The organism is Gordonia sputi NBRC 100414, from assembly GCF_000248055.1.
In the GTDB taxonomy this organism is placed as follows: Bacteria; Actinomycetota; Actinomycetes; order Mycobacteriales; family Mycobacteriaceae; genus Gordonia; species Gordonia sputi.
Genome location: NZ_BAFC01000042.1, coordinates 37,271 through 54,992, shown reverse-complemented (window position 1 = coordinate 54,992; position 17,722 = coordinate 37,271). Strand labels below are relative to the sequence as shown.

Annotated in this window: 15 protein-coding genes; 10 read left to right on the top strand and 5 right to left on the bottom strand. The window is 66.7% G+C overall.

What is annotated here, in order from left to right; genetic code table 11:
- Positions 1-153 precede the first annotated feature (153 nt).
- The 10 genes from GOSPT_RS05600 (at position 154) to GOSPT_RS05555 (ending at position 11,572) form a co-directional block, all read left to right on the top strand.
- Positions 154-825: a FadR/GntR family transcriptional regulator gene (locus GOSPT_RS05600; protein ID WP_005203914.1), complete on the top strand. Its 672-nt coding sequence runs from the start codon at positions 154-156 to the stop codon at positions 823-825.
- Entirely contained in the window at positions 822-1,961 is a 1,140-nt protein-coding gene (locus GOSPT_RS05595) for an acetamidase/formamidase family protein (RefSeq protein ID WP_005203913.1), read from the top strand. Before GOSPT_RS05600 ends, GOSPT_RS05595 begins: the two co-directional genes overlap by 4 nt.
- Positions 1,958-3,421: an amidase family protein gene (locus GOSPT_RS05590; RefSeq protein ID WP_005203912.1), complete on the top strand. Its 1,464-nt coding sequence runs from the start codon at positions 1,958-1,960 to the stop codon at positions 3,419-3,421. Before GOSPT_RS05595 ends, GOSPT_RS05590 begins: the two co-directional genes overlap by 4 nt.
- Positions 3,415-4,143, top strand: a complete 729-nt coding sequence (locus GOSPT_RS05585; RefSeq protein ID WP_005203911.1) for a DUF1275 family protein — start codon at positions 3,415-3,417, stop codon at positions 4,141-4,143. The genes GOSPT_RS05590 and GOSPT_RS05585 overlap by 7 nt, the downstream gene beginning before the upstream one ends.
- Positions 4,144-4,269: 126 nt before the next feature.
- Entirely contained in the window at positions 4,270-5,940 is a 1,671-nt protein-coding gene (locus tag GOSPT_RS05580) for an NCS1 family nucleobase:cation symporter-1 (protein WP_005203910.1), read from the top strand.
- A gap of 138 nt (positions 5,941-6,078) precedes the next feature.
- A complete protein-coding gene (locus GOSPT_RS05575; RefSeq protein ID WP_005203908.1) occupies positions 6,079-6,807 on the top strand; it encodes an aspartate/glutamate racemase family protein in 729 nt (242 codons plus the stop codon).
- Between the two features lie 24 nt (positions 6,808-6,831).
- Positions 6,832-7,416 carry a sigma-70 family RNA polymerase sigma factor gene (locus GOSPT_RS05570; protein WP_039854871.1) on the top strand — a complete coding sequence of 195 codons (585 nt, stop codon included), beginning with the start codon at positions 6,832-6,834 and terminating at the stop codon, positions 7,414-7,416.
- 170 nt (positions 7,417-7,586) lie between these two features.
- The gene (locus tag GOSPT_RS05565) at positions 7,587-8,321 is read left to right on the top strand and encodes a DsbA family protein (RefSeq protein WP_005203903.1); all 735 of its coding nucleotides are present in this window, start codon (positions 7,587-7,589) and stop codon (positions 8,319-8,321) included.
- A 43-nt stretch (positions 8,322-8,364) separates the two neighbouring features.
- Positions 8,365-9,066 (top strand): vitamin K epoxide reductase family protein, encoded by a 702-nt coding sequence (locus GOSPT_RS05560; protein WP_005203902.1) that lies wholly within the window; start codon positions 8,365-8,367, stop codon positions 9,064-9,066.
- A gap of 190 nt (positions 9,067-9,256) precedes the next feature.
- Positions 9,257-11,572: a heavy metal translocating P-type ATPase gene (locus GOSPT_RS05555; RefSeq protein ID WP_005203901.1), complete on the top strand. Its 2,316-nt coding sequence runs from the start codon at positions 9,257-9,259 to the stop codon at positions 11,570-11,572.
- Between the two features lie 23 nt (positions 11,573-11,595).
- Here GOSPT_RS05555 and GOSPT_RS05550 read toward each other — a convergent pair whose 3' ends face one another.
- The 5 genes from GOSPT_RS05550 to mftG all read right to left on the bottom strand — a co-directional run bounded on the left by GOSPT_RS05550 (position 11,596) and on the right by mftG (position 17,705).
- Positions 11,596-12,141, bottom strand: a complete 546-nt coding sequence (locus GOSPT_RS05550) for a zf-HC2 domain-containing protein (protein WP_005203900.1) — start codon at positions 12,139-12,141, stop codon at positions 11,596-11,598.
- A 66-nt stretch (positions 12,142-12,207) separates the two neighbouring features.
- Positions 12,208-14,280, bottom strand: coding sequence for a cytochrome c oxidase assembly protein (locus tag GOSPT_RS05545; RefSeq protein ID WP_005203899.1), 2,073 nt, complete (start codon positions 14,278-14,280; stop codon positions 12,208-12,210).
- Positions 14,281-14,445: 165 nt separating this feature from the next.
- Positions 14,446-15,693 carry a CynX/NimT family MFS transporter gene (locus GOSPT_RS05540; protein ID WP_005203898.1) on the bottom strand — a complete coding sequence of 416 codons (1,248 nt, stop codon included), beginning with the start codon at positions 15,691-15,693 and terminating at the stop codon, positions 14,446-14,448.
- Entirely contained in the window at positions 15,690-16,367 is a 678-nt protein-coding gene (locus GOSPT_RS05535; RefSeq protein WP_039854933.1) for a FadR/GntR family transcriptional regulator, read from the bottom strand. The genes GOSPT_RS05540 and GOSPT_RS05535 overlap by 4 nt, the downstream gene beginning before the upstream one ends.
- Positions 16,368-16,397: 30 nt before the next feature.
- Positions 16,398-17,705 (bottom strand): mycofactocin system GMC family oxidoreductase MftG, encoded by a 1,308-nt coding sequence (gene mftG / locus GOSPT_RS05530; protein WP_039854869.1) that lies wholly within the window; start codon positions 17,703-17,705, stop codon positions 16,398-16,400.
- Positions 17,706-17,722: the final 17 nt, after the last annotated feature.

Genomic DNA, 17,722 nt, shown 5'->3' with positions numbered 1-17,722 from the left:
CGCTCCTTCGGTGGTTCGACGCCGCGTCACACGGCGTCGAGATCTGTCTTCACCTTCGGTCGGAGTTGTTTCCTCGCACTGCACGAGCCGTAACGCATCGGTTAAAGTTGGTCATACCAAGAGACCAAGATTCGCCAAGTACGAGGAGAGAGCATGCTGCGTCGCGGACACACACTCAGTGCCAGCACTGCCGCCTACCTGGAGAAAGTGGTGGTCGACGACCTCTCCCCCGGCGACAAGCTGCCGCCCGAGCGCGTACTCGCCGAGAACCTCGAGGTCTCCCGCACCACGATCCGCGAAGCACTCAGCGACCTCGAGCAACGCAGACTCGTCACCCGCACACCCGGACGCGGCACCGTCGTCGCACCCCGCTCGGCCAACGCCACAGCACTGTTGGAGACGATGAGCGCCGACGCCGAAGAAGATCACGTCGCCGAACTACGCATGCTGATCGAACCGCAGGTCGCCGGCCTCGCAGCCGACCGGGCAACGGCATCGGATCTCGTTGCGCTCGAATCCATCCTGGCGTCGACCCACACCGGCCTCAATCCCACCGAATCGCTGGCCCAGGATGTCGCCTTCCACATGCAGCTCGCGCGTGCCGCACGCAACCCACTGCTGGTGTCGCTGTGCCAACTCAGTGCGGGGTGGGTCCAGACGGTTCGCGCGCGCTCACACGCCACCCGCGAAGGTCGACGCAACTCCTACAACGGCCACCGGGACATCCTCGAGGCCGTACGCGCCAACGACCATGACCAAGCGGTCGCCGCCATGACCGCACACCTCGAAGAAGTCGTCCGACTCGTCGAACGGAGCAATCAGTGACAATCCAGAACTTCGGGACCGCTCAGCCTTCCGGAACCACCCGCACCGCAAGTGACAACGTCATCCTCCCAGCGGGTTCCGGCCCGATCATCGGCGATGACTACCTGGCCTGCCGGCACGACGACGTCTTCTGGGGCGATCTGCCCTGCGCGACCGACACCGCCATCATGTCGATCGACCCGGGAACCAGCGTCACCATCGACACCCTCAGCCACGAAGGCATTCTCGCCGACCAGGGGCGCGATCCCCGTGGCTTCTTCGGCGGGCACGGCGTCGATCCCGACATGGTGCTCGACGAGGCAGTCGCCCTGTGCGCCTCCGACCGCACGCATGTCCAGGGCGTCGACGGACCGCATGTCGTGACCGGACCCATCGAGGTGCGTGGTGCGCAGCCCGGCGACCTTCTCGCGATGACCGTCGTGGAGACCAGGCGTCGGGTCCCCTACGGCGTCGTGTCGAATCGTCACGGTCGCGGTTCGCTGCCGGGCGAGTACCCGATCGGCGGTGCGACGTACAGCGCATTCGTCTCGGTGGAAGGCGAGGGCGACGAGGCCCGCGGAGTTCTGCCCCTATCGTCCTCGAACCCGCAACTGGCCGCACGCTTTCCGCTTGCCCCGTTCCTGGGCATCATGGGCGTTGCCACTGCAGGCGCCGTGCGGCGCAACTCGATTCAGCCCGGCCCGCACGGCGGCAACCTCGACCTCACGCTCCTGACCGAGGGCGCGACCCTCTATCTGCCGGTGCAGGTTCCCGGTGCGCTCGCGTATGTCGGTGACCCCCACTTCGCGCAGGGCGACGGCGAGGTCGCCCTGACGGCGCTGGAAGCGTCGCTACGGGCAACCATCCGATTCGACGTCATCCCCGCCTCCGACGTCGCCGCACGCTTTGGCGGCCTCGTGGCCCCGGTCGCCGAGACCCGGGAGTTCTTGATCCCGACCGGCCTCGACCCCGACCTCGATGTGGCCGTGCAGAATTGCGTCCGGTCCGCGATCTCGCTGCTGGGAGTGCGATACGGCATGGAACCCCCACAGGCTCTCGCCTATCTCAGTGCCGCAACGGATTTCAACATCTCGCAGGTCGTCGACCTCGTGAAGGGCGTGCACGCGCGGATTCGACGATCGGATTTCGCGCAGTGACCGCACCCGACGACCTCGGCGCCGTCGTACGTCGTTTCTGGGCGGCGGCGGTAGGAGACGACCGCACAGCACTGCACCGGTTTCTGTGCGCCGACGTCACCTGCGTCGCAGGACCGGGGGTGCTCCACGGCGTCGCCGACACACTGCGTTCGGGCGCGCTCACACACGCCATCGGCAGCTTGCGTGATGTTCAGATCCGCACTCGTGCAACCGATCTCGGAGACGCTCTCGTCGTCTACGACGTACCCGACGGAGGCCGGGCCGTGCAGTCGCAGCTGTGGCGACGCGACGACACGACCTGGCGGCTCGCCACGGTCCACGCGAGCACGCCGCGTCGCGGATTCGATTCGACGGTGTGGCGAGTCGTCGGCGATCCCCTCGTCGCGTCGAGCGCACCGGGACCGCTGACCGGGACGACAGTCGCCGTCAAAGACGTTTTCGCGGTGGCCGGTTTCGCCACCGGCGGCGGGGTACCCGCCTACGAACAATCGGCCCCGATCGCCACTGAGCACGCCACAGCCGTTGCGCGGCTGCTGAACTCGGGTGCACACATTCGCGGCATCGCCCGCACCGACCAGTTCGCCTACTCGATGGCGGGCGACAACCCGCACCACGGCACACCCCCCAACGCCGCGGTCCCGGCAGCGCTTCCCGGTGGCTCGTCGAGCGGCCCCGCAAGCGCCGTCGCACACGGCGACGCCGACCTCGGGCTCGCGACCGACACCGCCGGGTCGATCCGCACCCCCGCGTCGTATCAGGGTCTGTGGGGCCTGCGTTCGACGCACGGGTCCGTCTCCACGCGCGGGTTGTTACCGCTGGCACCGGATTTCGACGCCATCGGACTCCTGAGTCGCGACCCCGACATCCTGGCACTGGCGACCACGACACTGCTCGACGACCCGTCGACGACCGCCATCGGTTCCGGTGTGGCAACACTCGACGACATCCACGTCGACGACGTCGAACTCGCCCGTCTTGCCGAGGCATTCCGCGTACACCAGGCGTTCCAGGCATGGTCTGTCCACGGCGACTGGATCACCGCGCATCCCGGTGCACTCGAGGGATCGGCAGCTGCGCGGTTCGCCGCAGCGGCAGCCATCGACGCCGACGACGACGCCCGAGCACGTGACGACCTGGCTGCCCTCGCGGCGCAGATCGACAAGCGACTCGGCGATGACCTCCTCGACATTCCCGCGGCCGCAACGGCCGCACCTCGCCGGTGGGCATCCGACGCAGAGGTCGAGAAGACCCGAACGGCCACACTGCAACTGACGGCGATCGCGGCCGCGACAGGTCGACCCGCGGTGACGTTCCCGCACCGCGAGACGTCGGATGGCCCGATCGGACGCAGCCTCGTCGGCCCGCGCGGCAGCGACACCGCACTCATCGCCCGGGCGATCGACTTCGCGACCGCGCGTCCGGTTGCCACCCCAGAACCAGGAGGATTCCCGCGTTGCTGACCCGCATCTACGCGATTCCCACCGAACGTATGCACCTGGCACTGATGCTGGCTCTGACGTTCACCACCGGCATCAACGACGCCGTCGGCTACCTCGGTCTCGACAAGGTCTTCACCGGCAACATGACCGGCAACGTCGTGATCCTCGGCATGGCGCTCGCGGGCGGTTCGGGTCTGCCGATCCTCGGACCCGCAATGGCACTCGCGGGCTTCATGGTGGGTGCCGCGATCGGCGGTCGCACACTACGGCGCGCCGACCGGCGCTGGACGCTGGGCTCCACGATCCTGTTCGCAGTGGTCTCGGCAACGATGGTCGCCCTGGCCATCACCCTGTTCATCTCGGGCGACGACCCGGAACATGCGGTGATGATCACGGTGACGACGATCGCGGCCACCGCGATGGGCATTCAGGCCGCCGCGGCCCGCGCTGTGGCCGTCAAAGACGTGACGACCGTCGTCGTGACCTCGACCATCACAGGCCTCGCCGCCGACTCCTTCTTCGGGTCGGGCCGCGGCGGCGGAACAGGTCGACGCACCGCCGCGGTCGTCTCGTTGATCGCGGGCGCGGCACTCGGTGTGGTGTTGATGCGCATCCACATGGGCACCGCGCTACTCGTCGCGGGTGTGGTGATCGCGGCGGTCGCCGTCGTCGGCGCCGTTCACGATTCGCGCACCGGTCGCAGGTACCGATCCGCGACGCACTCCGGGACCATCGCGGACTGATCCGCGAATATATTCGGTGTGACGCGGAATATATTTGCGCGTTAATTGTCGGGTAACAAATCGTTCTTAGTTTCGACTCAGGCACTTCGGAGACCACTCCGATGTCACCAAGGCCCGAGGAGAATCATGAGCGCTTCACCCGACGCGCAAATCGCCACCGAGCACCATAGTGCGGCGGGCGAGAGCATCATCAAGGTCGGCTACGACCAGCAATTGACGAACGAGGATCTCGCTCCGCTGAAAGAGCAGAGCTGGACCTGGTACAACATCTTCGCGTTCTGGATGTCGGACGTGCACAGCGTCGGCGGCTACGTGTTCGCCGGAAGCCTTTTCGCACTGGGCATCTCGTCGTGGCAGGTCCTCGTGGCACTGTTGGTGGGCATCGTCGCCGTCAACCTGTTGTGCAACCTGGTGGCAAAGCCCTCCCAGCAGGCCGGTGTGCCCTACCCGGTCACCACGCGAATCTGCTTCGGCGTCAAGGGCGCCAACATCCCGGCGATCATCCGCGGCTCCATTGCCGTTGTCTGGTACGGAATTCAGACATACCTGGCATCGACGGCATTCGGTTTGCTGGCATTGAAGTTCTGGCCGGCACTCGAGCCGTATGGCGAGAACGGTTCTCACTCCTTCCTCGGCCTGTCACTGCTCGGCTGGGCCGGTTTCGTCGTGATGTGGGTGCTGCAGGCGCTCGTCTTCTGGAACGGCATGGACACCATCCGCAAGTTCATCGACTTCTGCGGACCCGCCGTCTACGTCGTCATGATCGCCCTTGCGGCGTACCTGATCGCCAAGGCCGGGTGGAGCAATGTGCACTTCGACCTGTCGGAGGGCTCCGGCATCAGCGGCACGTGGCCGACCATCACCATGATGATCAGCGCCTTCGCCCTCGTGGTCTCCTACTTCTCGGGTCCGATGCTCAACTTCGGCGATTTCTCGCGCTACGGCAAGACCTTCGGCGAGGTCAAGAAGGGCAACTTCTGGGGCCTCCCGGTCAACTTCCTCTTCTTCTCGATCCTCGTCGTGTGCACCGTCTCGGCAGGCGTCACCGTGATCGGCCGCGATGCTGACGGCAAGATCGTCACCGACCCCGTGCACATCGTCGACAAGATCGACAACACCACCGCTGCTGTCCTCGGCGTGCTGACGTTCGCGATCGCCACGATCGGCATCAACATCGTCGCCAACTTCGTCTCCCCAGCATTCGACTTCTCGAATGTCGCGCCCACCAAGATCTCCTGGCGCATGGGCGGCATGATCGCAGCGATCGGGTCGGTCATCATCACGCCGTGGAATCTGTTCAACAACGCGAGCGCGATCCACTACACAATGGACACCCTCGGAGCCGTGATCGGACCGCTGTTCGGCATTCTCATCGCTGACTTCTACCTCGTGAAGAAGCAGAAGATCATCGTCGACGACCTGTTCACCATGAGCCCGGAGGGGGCCTACCACTATCGCGGCGGCTGGAACCCGGTCGCGGTCATCTCCGTGGTGCTCGCGTCGATCATCCCGATCTGCTTCGTCATCTGGGGCACGTCGTACGAGGCCAGCTTCACCTGGTTCATGGGCGCCGCAGCAGGTCTCGTCTTCTACTACGCCGGAATGAAGTTGGCCACGCCGTACTTCCTCCACGGCATGCACGTCCCTGCGGCAACCATCACCACCGACATGGAGGTCGCCGCCGACGGCACCATGCTTCCCGGTTCGCCGACGGCAAGCCCTGCCGCCGACGCCAAGGCCGGCACACAGGGCACAACGGATTCGACGTCGAGTCCCGAGGCCGAGCCCGCATCCTGACACCCGTCTCGTGGCGATACCGCTCCGACGCAACTGCGTGGGTCGCGATGTCGCCACGAGGCCGTGGTCTAACTCCTCGCAACGCACGAACCCACGAGAACACCCCTACACGAGAAGGCAAGGGAGACAACCACACCGATGAAGTTGTGCGTCATCAACCCCAACACGACCGCGGAGATGACCGCGGTGATCGCCTCGGCAGCACGGTCGGTGGCACGGCCCGACGCCGAGATCGTCGCGATCACCTCCGAGGCCGGACCCGCGTCGATCGAGAGCCACGTCGACGAGGCGCTGTCCGTTCCGGGACTACTCCGCGCGATCAGCGCCAACCCCGATGCCGACGGATACCTGGTTGCATGTTTCGGCGACCCCGGCCTCGACGCCGCTCGTGAACTCGCGGTCGCACCCGTTCTCGGAATCGCCGAGGCGGCAATGCATCTCGCCGCGCCGCTCGGCCGAGGGTTCTCGGTGGTCACCACATTGCACCGGACGATCGGACGAGCCGCAGATCTGGTGTCGCACTACGGATTCAGCACGCAGTGCCGCGGCATCCACGCATGTGAGATCGCCGTACTCGAACTCGAGACCAACCCCGACACCGCCGAGATCCTCGCGAAGGCGTGTCGTGAAGCACTCGCGACGGACGGTTCCGACGCGATCGTGCTCGGCTGCGCGGGCATGGCCGACCTCGCAGCCGAACTCTCCGCCGACCTCGGAGTCCCCGTCATCGACGGCGTCGCCGCCGGCGTCGGGATGCTCTCGGCGATGGCAGCGATGGGCCTGCACACGGGTACCGCGTCGGGTGAGTTCGCCTCGCCACCGGCCAAGGAGTACCGCGGCCTACCGCCCGAGCTCGATCCGCGATGACCCCGCAGGTTAGGGTTGATCCCCATGACCGCCCCCGCCGACCGCGCGGCGTCCGACCACGACGCTGAAGTCACCGAACTGGCCTTCGCGGCCGCTCGTGGCGACCGTCGGGCGCTCGAGCAGTTCGTGCGGGAGACGCAGCGCGACGTCTGGCGATTCGTCGCACATCTCGCCGACCCCCGCGTCGCCGACGACCTGACGCAGGAGACCTACCTCAGGGCGATCCGTTCACTCCCCCGCTTCGCAGGCAATTCGACGGCGCGCACCTGGCTGCTCGCGATCGCACGACGCGTCTGCGCCGACGACGTACGACGTGCGATGTCGCGCCCGCGTATCGCGGGAGGCGTCGACTGGATCGACGCCGCCGACACCCGGCAGCCGCGCACGACCGGTTGGGAAGACGTCGTCGACGTCAATCTTCTGCTCGACGATCTGCCTCCGGAACGACGTGAGGCCCTGGTATTGACGCAGGTCCTCGGGCTGTCGTATCAGGAAGCGGCCGAGGTCACGGGCTGCCCGGTCGGCACGGTGCGCTCGCGAGTCGCCCGTGCCCGCGAAGCGCTGATCGGAGCAGCCAACGCTCCTCGTCGGGGTGAACGCACCAGCTGACCTGCCCGTGACGCAGGTGGGGACCTAAGCCTTATGACTTTTCTCAGGCAGGCTTGCGTACCCTTGAGAACGGCGATGGACCGGTATCCCGCCGTGTCGGCGCATTCGTGTCGACGACGATGTGGTCGGTCCTCACCCCAGATGACGAGCGAAAGAGATGTGAGGGACCTGTGGCCGACAAGCGTCGCAAGCCGATCGTTGACCCGCGAGCGGCGGAGAAGCGCCGTTCCCTGCTGATAAAGATCGGTGCAGCCGTCGTGCTGGTCGCCCTGGCGGTCGGAATCGGCGTCTGGGTGCTGGTCTCCCACGAGTCGGCCACCGGATCGTCGAGCAACGTCACCGTCGCCACCGACAACGCTTATCGGATCACCACGGCACCCAAGGGCACCACCCCGCCCGTCACGGTGACGGTCGTCGAGGACTTCCAGTGCCCCGCCTGCCGCGCGTTCGAAACCCAGTTCGCCGGTGCCATGGATCAGATCCGCAACAACCCGAAGGTTGCCGTCGATTACATGCCGATCGCGTTCCTCGACCGCATGTCGACCACCAATTACTCCTCCCGCTCGGCCAACGCCTCGGCGTGCGTCGCGCAGTCGACCGCCGGTGACGGCAACTTCGACACCTGGCTCAAGTTCCACAACGCGCTCTACGCGCAGCAGCCCGAGGAGGGCGGCCCCGGCCTCACCAACGATGAGCTCAACTCGATCGCCAAGCAGGTAGGGGCGACGAACCTCAAGCAGTGCATCGGCGATGGGCAGTTCAGCGGCTTTGTGAAGGACACCACCCAGAAGGCGCTCAACTCCGGCGTCAATGCGACCCCGACGATCAAGATCAACGGGCAGCCGGTCCAGCTCAGCACGCCCGACGCATTGATCGCAGCGGTCAACGAGGCAGCGAACAAGTAGTAGCCGACCGACACCATCGCACCCGATACGCGAGGCAACAACGATGAGCACGACACACGCCGACGACAACGCGCACGTACCTGTCGATACCGAGAAGGAATCAACCGACGCGACGCGGACCGTCGACGACGCTGACGTCGCCGATACCGCTGAGCAGTCGGGTTCACGAGGTCTCACAGGCCTCGTGCACGTGAGTCGGCCCACCGCGCTGATGTTCCTGATCCTCGGGGTGATCGGTTTCGTCGCGGCGTCGACGCTCGCGATCGAGAAGATCCACCTCCTCCAGAACCCCAACTATGTGCCGAGTTGCTCGATCAACCCGGTTATCTCCTGCGGCTCGGTCATGAAGAGTTGGCAGGCGGGGCTGTTCGGGTTCCCCAACCCGTTGATCGGTATAGCGGCGTTTGCGGTGGTCATCGTCACAGGTGTGCTCGCGCTGGCCGGGATCTCCCTCCCCCGCTGGTACTGGCTCGGCATGGCACTCGGCAGCTTCGCGGGCTTCGTCTTCGTCAACTTCCTCGCCTACTCAGCGCTGTACAAGATCCACGCGTTGTGCCCATACTGCCTGGTCGTCTGGGTCGTCGTGCCCATCATCCTGGTGCTGAGCATCAACCGCGTGATCGGAGACAGCAGGCTTGGCCGCGAGATTCGCGGCTGGCTGTGGGTGCTGCTGCCCGTCTGGTACGCGATCGTGATCGTCGCCATCCTCGTCGAGTTCTGGGACTACTGGCAGACGCTGATCTGACGCGGTAGGCGCCGTCCGGAAAATCCCCGGGAACTGTCCGGCATCCCCGCACGACATACTTGTAGGAGTACGTGCGCGGCCAATGCCTGCGGATCGTCGTAGATCTCTTGTCGAGGATCGATCTGCTCGTGATCGGGGCATTCCCGAACGCCTGCGGCGCGCGCATACGGACGACGAGATCGAGGACGATGTGACCACGCTGGAATCCCGCACGAGCGCGACCGGAGAACCCGAGTCGACCCAAACCGGGATCGCCGACGCCGCGAACACACTGCAACGAATCCAGCTCGACGTGACCGGCATGACCTGCGGTGCGTGCGCGGCGAGGGTCGAACGGAAGCTGAACAAGGTCGACGGCGTCAAGGCGTCGGTGAACTATGCGACGCGCGTCGCGACCATCGACGCCGTTGCCGATGTGAACGCCGACTCGCTGTGCGAGGTCGTCGACGCGAGCGGTTACGGCGCGAGCGTCCGCAGCGACACTCCCACCCCCATTCCCGACACCGACGGCGACGAGGCAAAACGCCTGTTCCGTCGACTCGCCGTCGCGCTGATCCTCTTCATCCCGCTCGCAGATCTGTCGATCGTGTTCGCCGTCGTGCCGTCGACGAGGTTCACGGGATGGCAGTGGCTGCTGCTCGCGCTGGCGCTGCCGATCCTGACGTGGTGCGCGTGGCCGTTCTACCGCGTCGCCGCGAAGAATCTCCGCACCGGCAACGCGACCATGGAAACGCTTGTCACACTTGGTGTTCTCGCGGCGGCCGGGTGGTCGCTCTACTCGATGTTCTTCGCCACGGACACCGCTTCGACGAGTTCGCAGGGTGTGTGGGCTGCCATCTGGAGCGCCGACTCCATCTACCTCGAGGTGGCAACCGGCGTCACTGTCCTCGTGCTGGCCGGCCGCTATTTCGAGGCGCGCGCACGCTCCCGTGCGGGCGGCGCACTGCGGGCATTGGCCGCGCTCGGAGCCAAGGATGTCTCGGTCCTGCTGCGCGACGGCACCGAGATGCGCATCCCGGCGGGTGAACTGTCGGAAGGTCAGCGTTTCGTCGTCCGTCCGGGTGAGACCATCGGCACCGACGGCCTGGTCATCGAGGGATCGGCCGCCGTCGACATGAGCGCGATGACGGGCGAATCGAAGCCGGTCGACGTCGAGCCGGGTGAGCCGGTGATCGGCGGCACCACCGCGCTCAACGGGCGTCTGATCGTCGAGGCCGCGGCCGTCGGACCCGACACCGCATTCGCAGGGATGATGCGTCTGGTCGAAGAGGCTCAAACCGGCAAGGCCAATGCCCAGCGCCTCGCCGACCGCGTCGCCGGTGTCTTCGTACCGGTCGTCGTCGCGATCGCCGTGGTGACAGTCGGCGCGTGGCTACTCGCAGGCGGTCCCGTCGAACGTGCCGTTGCCGCGGGTCTTGCGGTGCTGGTGATCGCATGTCCGTGCGCGCTGGGTCTCGCCACGCCGATCGCCGTCATGGTCGCGACCGGCCGCGGTGCCCAGCTGGGCATCTTCCTCAAGGGCTATCAGGCTCTCGATACCTCCCGCTACATCGACACCGTCGTCTTCGACAAGACCGGAACCGTCACCGAGGGCGCGCTGTCGGTGACGCAGGTGTACAGCGACGACGAGGCGCAGCTCTCCGATGAGCGCCTGCTTGCGCTGGCGGGTGCCGTCGAATCCGCGTCCGAGCATGCCGTCGGTTCGGCGATCGTCGCGGCGGTCGACGAGGCGGACCGCCTCGAGGTCACCGACTTCCGCGCCGAACCCGGACGCGGCGTCGTCGGAACGGTCGACGGGCATCGGGTCACCGTCGGGTCGCCTCGCTGGGTGTCGCAGTCGGTCGACGACGCGGGCGGCGTGATTCCGGCGGCGACTGCTCGCCGTCGACGAGACGCAGAAGCCAAGGGCGAGACCGTGATCTACGTCGCTGTCGACGGCCGACTGAGCGGACTGATCTCCGTCGCCGACACCGTCAAGTCCAGTGCCGCACCCGCCATCGCCGCCCTACAGGCCGCAGGCATGCGCACCGTTCTGCTGACCGGCGACAACTCCGGCGCCGCACACGCGGTCGCCGATGAGGTGGGCATCACCGACGTCATCGCAGAAGTGCTTCCCGACGCCAAGGTCGACGCGATCCGGGAGCTGCAGGACGCTGGGCACTCGGTGGCCATGGTCGGCGACGGCATCAACGACGGTCCCGCACTGGCCACCGCGGATCTCGGCGTTGCGATCGGTCGCGGTACCGACGTCGCGATCGGCGCCGCCGACGTCGTGCTGGTGCGCGACGACCTGCGTGCCGCCCCCGCCGCGCTGAGCCTCGCGCGTGCCACCCAGCGCACGATCCGGACCAACCTGATCTGGGCGTTCGGCTACAACGTCGCGGCCATCCCGATCGCTGCGGCCGGCGTGCTCAATCCGCTGATCGCGGGCGCCGCGATGGCCCTGTCGTCGTTGTTCGTCGTCTCCAACAGCCTGCGGCTGCAGCACTTCGGCGCACGCAAGTAGCGCCGGTCTACGGGTGGGGAGCGCTATCCCGCTTTGCGCTTCGCGCGCAGCGCGGCAAGGTCGGTGACGTCCGACGCGGCGTCGTCGTCACGAGCGTCGTCGTCGATACTTGTTGCGGCACTGGGTATCTGATGTGCCGCCCGGCCACGACGTCGTGATCTGACCCGCGCGGCCACGGCGAGCGCGATTGCCACGACGGCAAGCACGATTTGCACCACGGGGTACCAGAGCGGCGCGGAGCCGGTGAGATAACCGACGCTCAAGACGACTGCGGCGACAGCACATGCAACGGACGCGGCGTGCAGAGCCACCACCGCGCGACCAACACCGTCGGCGTTGTGACGACGCGTGATGCCGTCGGGTTCGGAGGTCTGCGATGCCTCTAGGATCGTCGCGCTGAGGTCTGGCGCAAGGTCGGCCGCTGCGAAGTTCATGCCCTGCGCGGTGCTGTACCAGCGCTGACATGCGGGGCACTGTGCGACGTGCTCGTCCACGCGCGCAGCGGGCACCGATTCACGCTCGCCGTCGATGCGCGCCGACAGCGACTCCCGTGCCACCTCACATCGCATGGTGCCATTGTCCTCGCGCGGTCAAGCCGTCGAAACTCTCTGCCCGACAGACCGGATAGAGCCTGCTCATCGACGCGACTTCGACAGCTCTTCGAGCATCGCGTTGTAGGAGTCGAGCTCGGTGTCCTCGTAGGTGTCGGCGTGGCGATCACCACGGTTGGCCTCGCGCCGATCGACCTTGGCCCACTGGGCCACGATGGCCACGACGACCAGAACGACGGGCACCTCGCTTGCGCCCCAGGCGATTGCGCCACCGAGCCACTGGTCGTGGAGGCGGTCGGTCACCCACGGCAACATCAGTTCGCTGTAGAACTTGTCGCCGACCACCGTCGACATCGTCATCAACGCGATGCCGAAGAACGCGTGAAATGGCATGACGGCGAACAACAATCCGATGCGGGCGAGGAACGGGATTCGACGCGGCCCCGGGTCGATGCCGATGATGACCCAGTAGAAGAGGTAGCCGACGATGATGAAGTGCACGGTCAGCAACACGTGGCCCCAGTGATACCGGGTGAGCGTGCCGAAGATGCCGGTGAAGTAGACGACGTAGAGCGACAGCACGAAAACCACCAGCGCCACGATCGGATTCGACAGCACCGCCGTCACCTTCGAATGCAGCACGCGCAGCAGCCATTCACGCGGGCCGGGAGGTTCGTCGCCGTGAGCCGCGGGTAGCGCACGCAGCGCAAGGGTCGCGGGCGCACCGAGCACCAGCAGCACCGGCGCGAACATGTTGAGCGCCATGTGTTCTGCCATGTGCACGCTGAACATCGCCGAGCCGTAGGCGCGCACGCCCGACCCGGTGACCACGACGACGACCAGGCAGCCGAGCACCCACGAGATGGTGCGGCCGACGGGCCACTCATCGCCACGACGCCGCAGACGGCGCACACCGAACAGGTAGAGAATGGCTGCGACCACGGCCGCGACACCGATCAACAGGTCGGGGCGCCAGAACGTCGCCAACGTCCATGTCGTCGGCGGGCCGGGCAGCTCGTACCCGAGAAAGACGTCCCATCCGGTGAACTTGTGCGCCAGCAGGCCGGGGGCGACGCGGGTGTCCATGACGGTCCAGCACGCGACCGCCGCCAGCATGAGCACAGCACCTAGGGTCACGATCCGACGCCCCGCGTCACCATCTGTATCAGCGTCGTCTGTACCGGCGTCGTCTGTATCGGTGCCGGCCTGTCGACATGCGCGATAAGCGGAAACACTCGTCGCGAGCGCCACGGCGACCAGCACGATCATGACGATCGCGGCGAGACCGAAGGCGGTGTCGAAGGCGTATCGCACTGGCAGCAGGAAGAGGGTCAGCGCCAAGCCGTATACGAGCGCGACGGCGTCGCTGATGACGAGGATGAGCGCGCTGCGCCGGGACACCACAGTGCGCGCGACGTCGGAGGTGATGCGCGGCGCGCCGGCCCACGCGACTCGGAACCCGAGTGACACTCCGACGGCAAGCGCGAACCCGATCCCGAGACTCGTGTTGTAGTCGTGGTTCGGCCCCTGCCCCGCGTTGCTCGCGAGTGGCAGCGCGACCATCGCGATCACGGCGGGTATGAGGAGAACGACGTGCATCATCCACGCGAGCGAGAACCTGATGAGCACCGCGATCACGGTGGCGCACACCGCCATCACGATCCAGGCGACGGCGGCCTCGCTGACCCCGATCCCCTCTCCGAGGAAGCCCTCACTCACCAGTCGCCACGGCGTCGTTCCGGAGGCGTCGGCAGCGGCGACGGCAACCATCAGCCACGACAGCACTGCCCAGCCGATCGAGAGTCTGCCCAGCATCAGATGCGCGCGGTATCCCGTCACGTCGATGCTGCCCTGATCATCCGGATTCGACGCGGTGATGATGAAGACGAGGCCACCGAGCGTCAGTGCGGCAGCGAGAAAACCGAGGAAGTAGCCGACGACGTCCGCGGCCGCGGTGAACGTACCGGGGAACGGGTCGCCGCTTTCGAGGTGGCGGGCGTCTCCACTGGCGAGCGCATAGATCGCGACACCCAGCAGAGCCACGGCGAAGGCCGCGCCGAGAATCATGGTTGGCCGGATGCGTGCCGCGTCGGCCCGCGTTGCACCTTCGCCCTGCGTTGCACCTTCGGCCTGTGTTCCACTGTCGGCGGCGGTCATCACTTCCTCCTTGCCCGCCGAGCACCAGCGAGTACGACGTTTCGCTGATCTGACGTCGTCGCCAGTCTACGGCCCCGCATCGTGGGTCCCGCTGCCCGGGCGAGCACGGGAGGTCCGGGTCACACGCAGGTCAACCGAGGACTCTCGCACTGTCGGGCTGGTTGGTCACTCGAGATGAGAAGGCATACGCACGTTCTTGGCGGCCAGTAGTGTCGCGAGCCCCTGCGGGATGACGGCCAGCGCGAGCACGCCGAAGGCGATCGACCACGACCCCGTCACGTCGTGAATCCATCCGATGGCGATCGGACCCACCGCGGCGAGGATGTAGCCGACGGACTGCGACATCCCCGACACCTGGCCGGTCTGCGTGGCAGACGAACTGCGCAGCACCATGAACAGCAGCGCGAGGCTGATGGCCGCACCCGGACCCGCCATCACCATGCAGACCCAGAGCACCGTCGCGTGATCGGTGAAGACCAGCCCGACGAAGCCCGCCGCACAGACCGCGAGAAATCCGAGGGTCACCAGACGTTGATCGGCGAACCGCCCAGCGATGATCGGAGCCACCAGCGACATGATCAGCGCGACCACCTGCCCGATCGCCAGCACGTTGCCCGCACTCGACGGTGTGCTCCCGTGGTCGATCAGGTACTGCGGCAACCACGCGCTGAACGTGTAGAAGATGAACGACTGCGCCGCCATGTAGCCCGTGATGGCCCATGCGATCGGATTGGTCCAGAGGCCCGGCGCGCGCGGCCCCACCGCGACCGTGTGAACCCGACGCAGTTGCGGCGCCCACACGACCATCGCGACGATGGCCAGCAGAGCCCACATCGCCAACGACGCCCGCCAATTCTCGTCGAGCGCGGTGTCCATCGGCACCATGACCGCTGCGGTCACCGCCGCCCCACCCGACAGGGTCATCGAGTACAAGCCGGTCATCAGACCGGAGCGATGCGCGAAATCACGCTTGATCAGCGCGGGCAACACGACGTTGCACACGCCTATCGCCGCGCCGAGGATGGCCGATCCCAGAAATAGCGTCGCCACAGAGGGTATGAGGCGCAACAGGATTCCGACGATCAGCAATGCGAGCGACGCGAAGATGGTCCGTTCGATTCCGAAGCGGGCTGCGATCCGCGGCGCGATGGGCGCGGTCAGTCCGAAGAACAGCACCGGCAGCGTGGTGAGCAGACCCGCTGTCGCACTGGAGAATCCGAGGTCGTCGCGGATCACATCGATCAGCGGCGCCACCGACACGACGGGCGGCCGCAGATTGGCCGCAACAAGCATGATCGCCACGGCTGCGAGAATCGCTGCGCCGCCACGCAATTCACCGGGATTGAGTCTGACCGAGTGTTCCGAGGGCGTCTCGGACGCCACCCGGGTCGGCGAGATGGACGTCCGACTCATCGGCGCACACCGCCTTCCGCCTCGGCCAGGTAGTCGAGAACGGCCGCCCGCGCGGCCCGCTCGTCGCCCGCGTCGATCGCGGCGACCACGTCACGATGTCCTGCCGGGTGCGCGTTCGCTACCACCGACAACCCTGCGATGTCGGCGTGTGCGCGGTGCATCACTTCCAGGACACCCGAATAGATCTCGATGAGCAGCGGATTACCCGACGCCGCAACGAGTTCGGTGTGGAAGTCGATGTCGGCGCGCGCGTACGCGTCGATGTCGCCCGTCGCGAGGATGCCCTCCGCCGTATCGAGCGCCTCGCGCAGTGCGCGCTTGGCATCTGCCGTGGCGTCGCGCGCAGCGCCCGCGGCCGCCTCCGACTCCAGCGCACGACGCACCTGTAGCAGGTCGAGCATCTCCGACGTCGCCGTGCGGGTCATCGCAGCGGCAAATGTGTTGGCACTGCGGACATAGGTGCCATCGCCACGACGCGGCACGAGCATGCCCGAATGCTCCAACGCACGCACAGCCTCGCGAATCGTGTTGCGCCCCACTCCGAAATCGCGTACCAGCTCCGGCTCTGCCGGGATACACGTGCCCACCGGCCAGACGCCGTCGCGGATGAGCCGCTCCATCCGCTCCACGACCAGTTCGCTGGTGCGCTTGGGACGCTCGATGACCTCAGACATGAACACATCCTAACATCCCATGTTTGTGTCTCAGTCCGCGGCGAGCGCGTCCCCGATCACCGCCGCTACCATCATCGTCGTGGCATGGGGTCCGCTACGACCCGCGGACGGGAGGATGGAACCGTCGACGACCCGCAGGTGCCCCACGCCGCGCACACCCCCGAGCCAGTCGGTGCGCCCACCCATGGGCGTCGATCCCCAGGCGTGTTGCGACGTCCGCAACACAGGGTCGATGGCGATCGACTCGGCGACGACGAGCTCGCCGAACGACGACGACCTCAACATCTCGACCACCTCCCGCGCGGTTCGCGAGAGATGGCGCAGCACTCGAGCGTCTGGCCGGTCGAGCCGAACGCCGACGCCCCCGCCGTCGAGATACACCTCTCCCGAGGCACCCGGCGTCATCGCCGCCACTCCGACGGCGGGCCCGGTCACCGCGAGACCTCCTATGTATCGCGCGAAATCGTCTCGGTAACAGCGGATCTCGAGACCGTCGTCGGTGTGCACGACCGTCGGCAGCAACGGGCCCGGCGTGAGTTGCTCGCGGAGGCGATATCCGACGAGTACTTCGCGGTGCTCGCGCACACGCATACGCTCGGCTGTGACGCCCGACCTCAGCAACACCGTGGCGCTGCCGAGGGTTCCGGCGCACAGGATCACCTCCCGTGCGCGGATGTCCTGACCGTCGCACATCACGCCGACAGCGTTCCCCTCCGCGAGGAGAATTCTCTCGACCGTCACTCCCGTGCGGACTCGCAGATTCGGCCGGTCGAGGTGCGGACGCAGGTAGGCGTCCGCGGCGGTCCGTCGAATTCCATCGACGCTGTTCGAGCGCACCCGATTGACCCCGACCAGCGGCCACGGGTCGTCGAGCGGTCGAGTCGGATATGTTCCTCCCCAATACTTCTCGAACGCCAGCGCCGCGGGGGCGAGATCGGCATCGGGAAACGGATGTGCACCCATCTTCTCGTCGACCTCGGCGTACGCCCCGTCGATGACGTCGGGTGTCCACGGTCCCTGCCAGGCGCCGAAATCGCCGCGATGAAAGCGCATGAAGTAGCCGCCGTTCACCGTCGACGATCCGCCGAGCCCACGTCCACGGACCACCGGCAACCCCGACGACTCACGATGGTGGGTGACATAGCGCTCGCCGTCGGAGATCGGCAACCTGCGTAGGTCGAGGACGTCGGCATCCGGCCACTCCGACGGCCCCTGCTCCAGCACGAGCACCGATCGCTTCTCGTGACGCGACAGTCGCTCGGCGAGCACACACCCGGCGCTGCCCGCGCCGACGATCACAACGTCGACGCTGCGTGAGCCTGCGGTCGATGTGGGCACAGCACAGTCGAATTCGA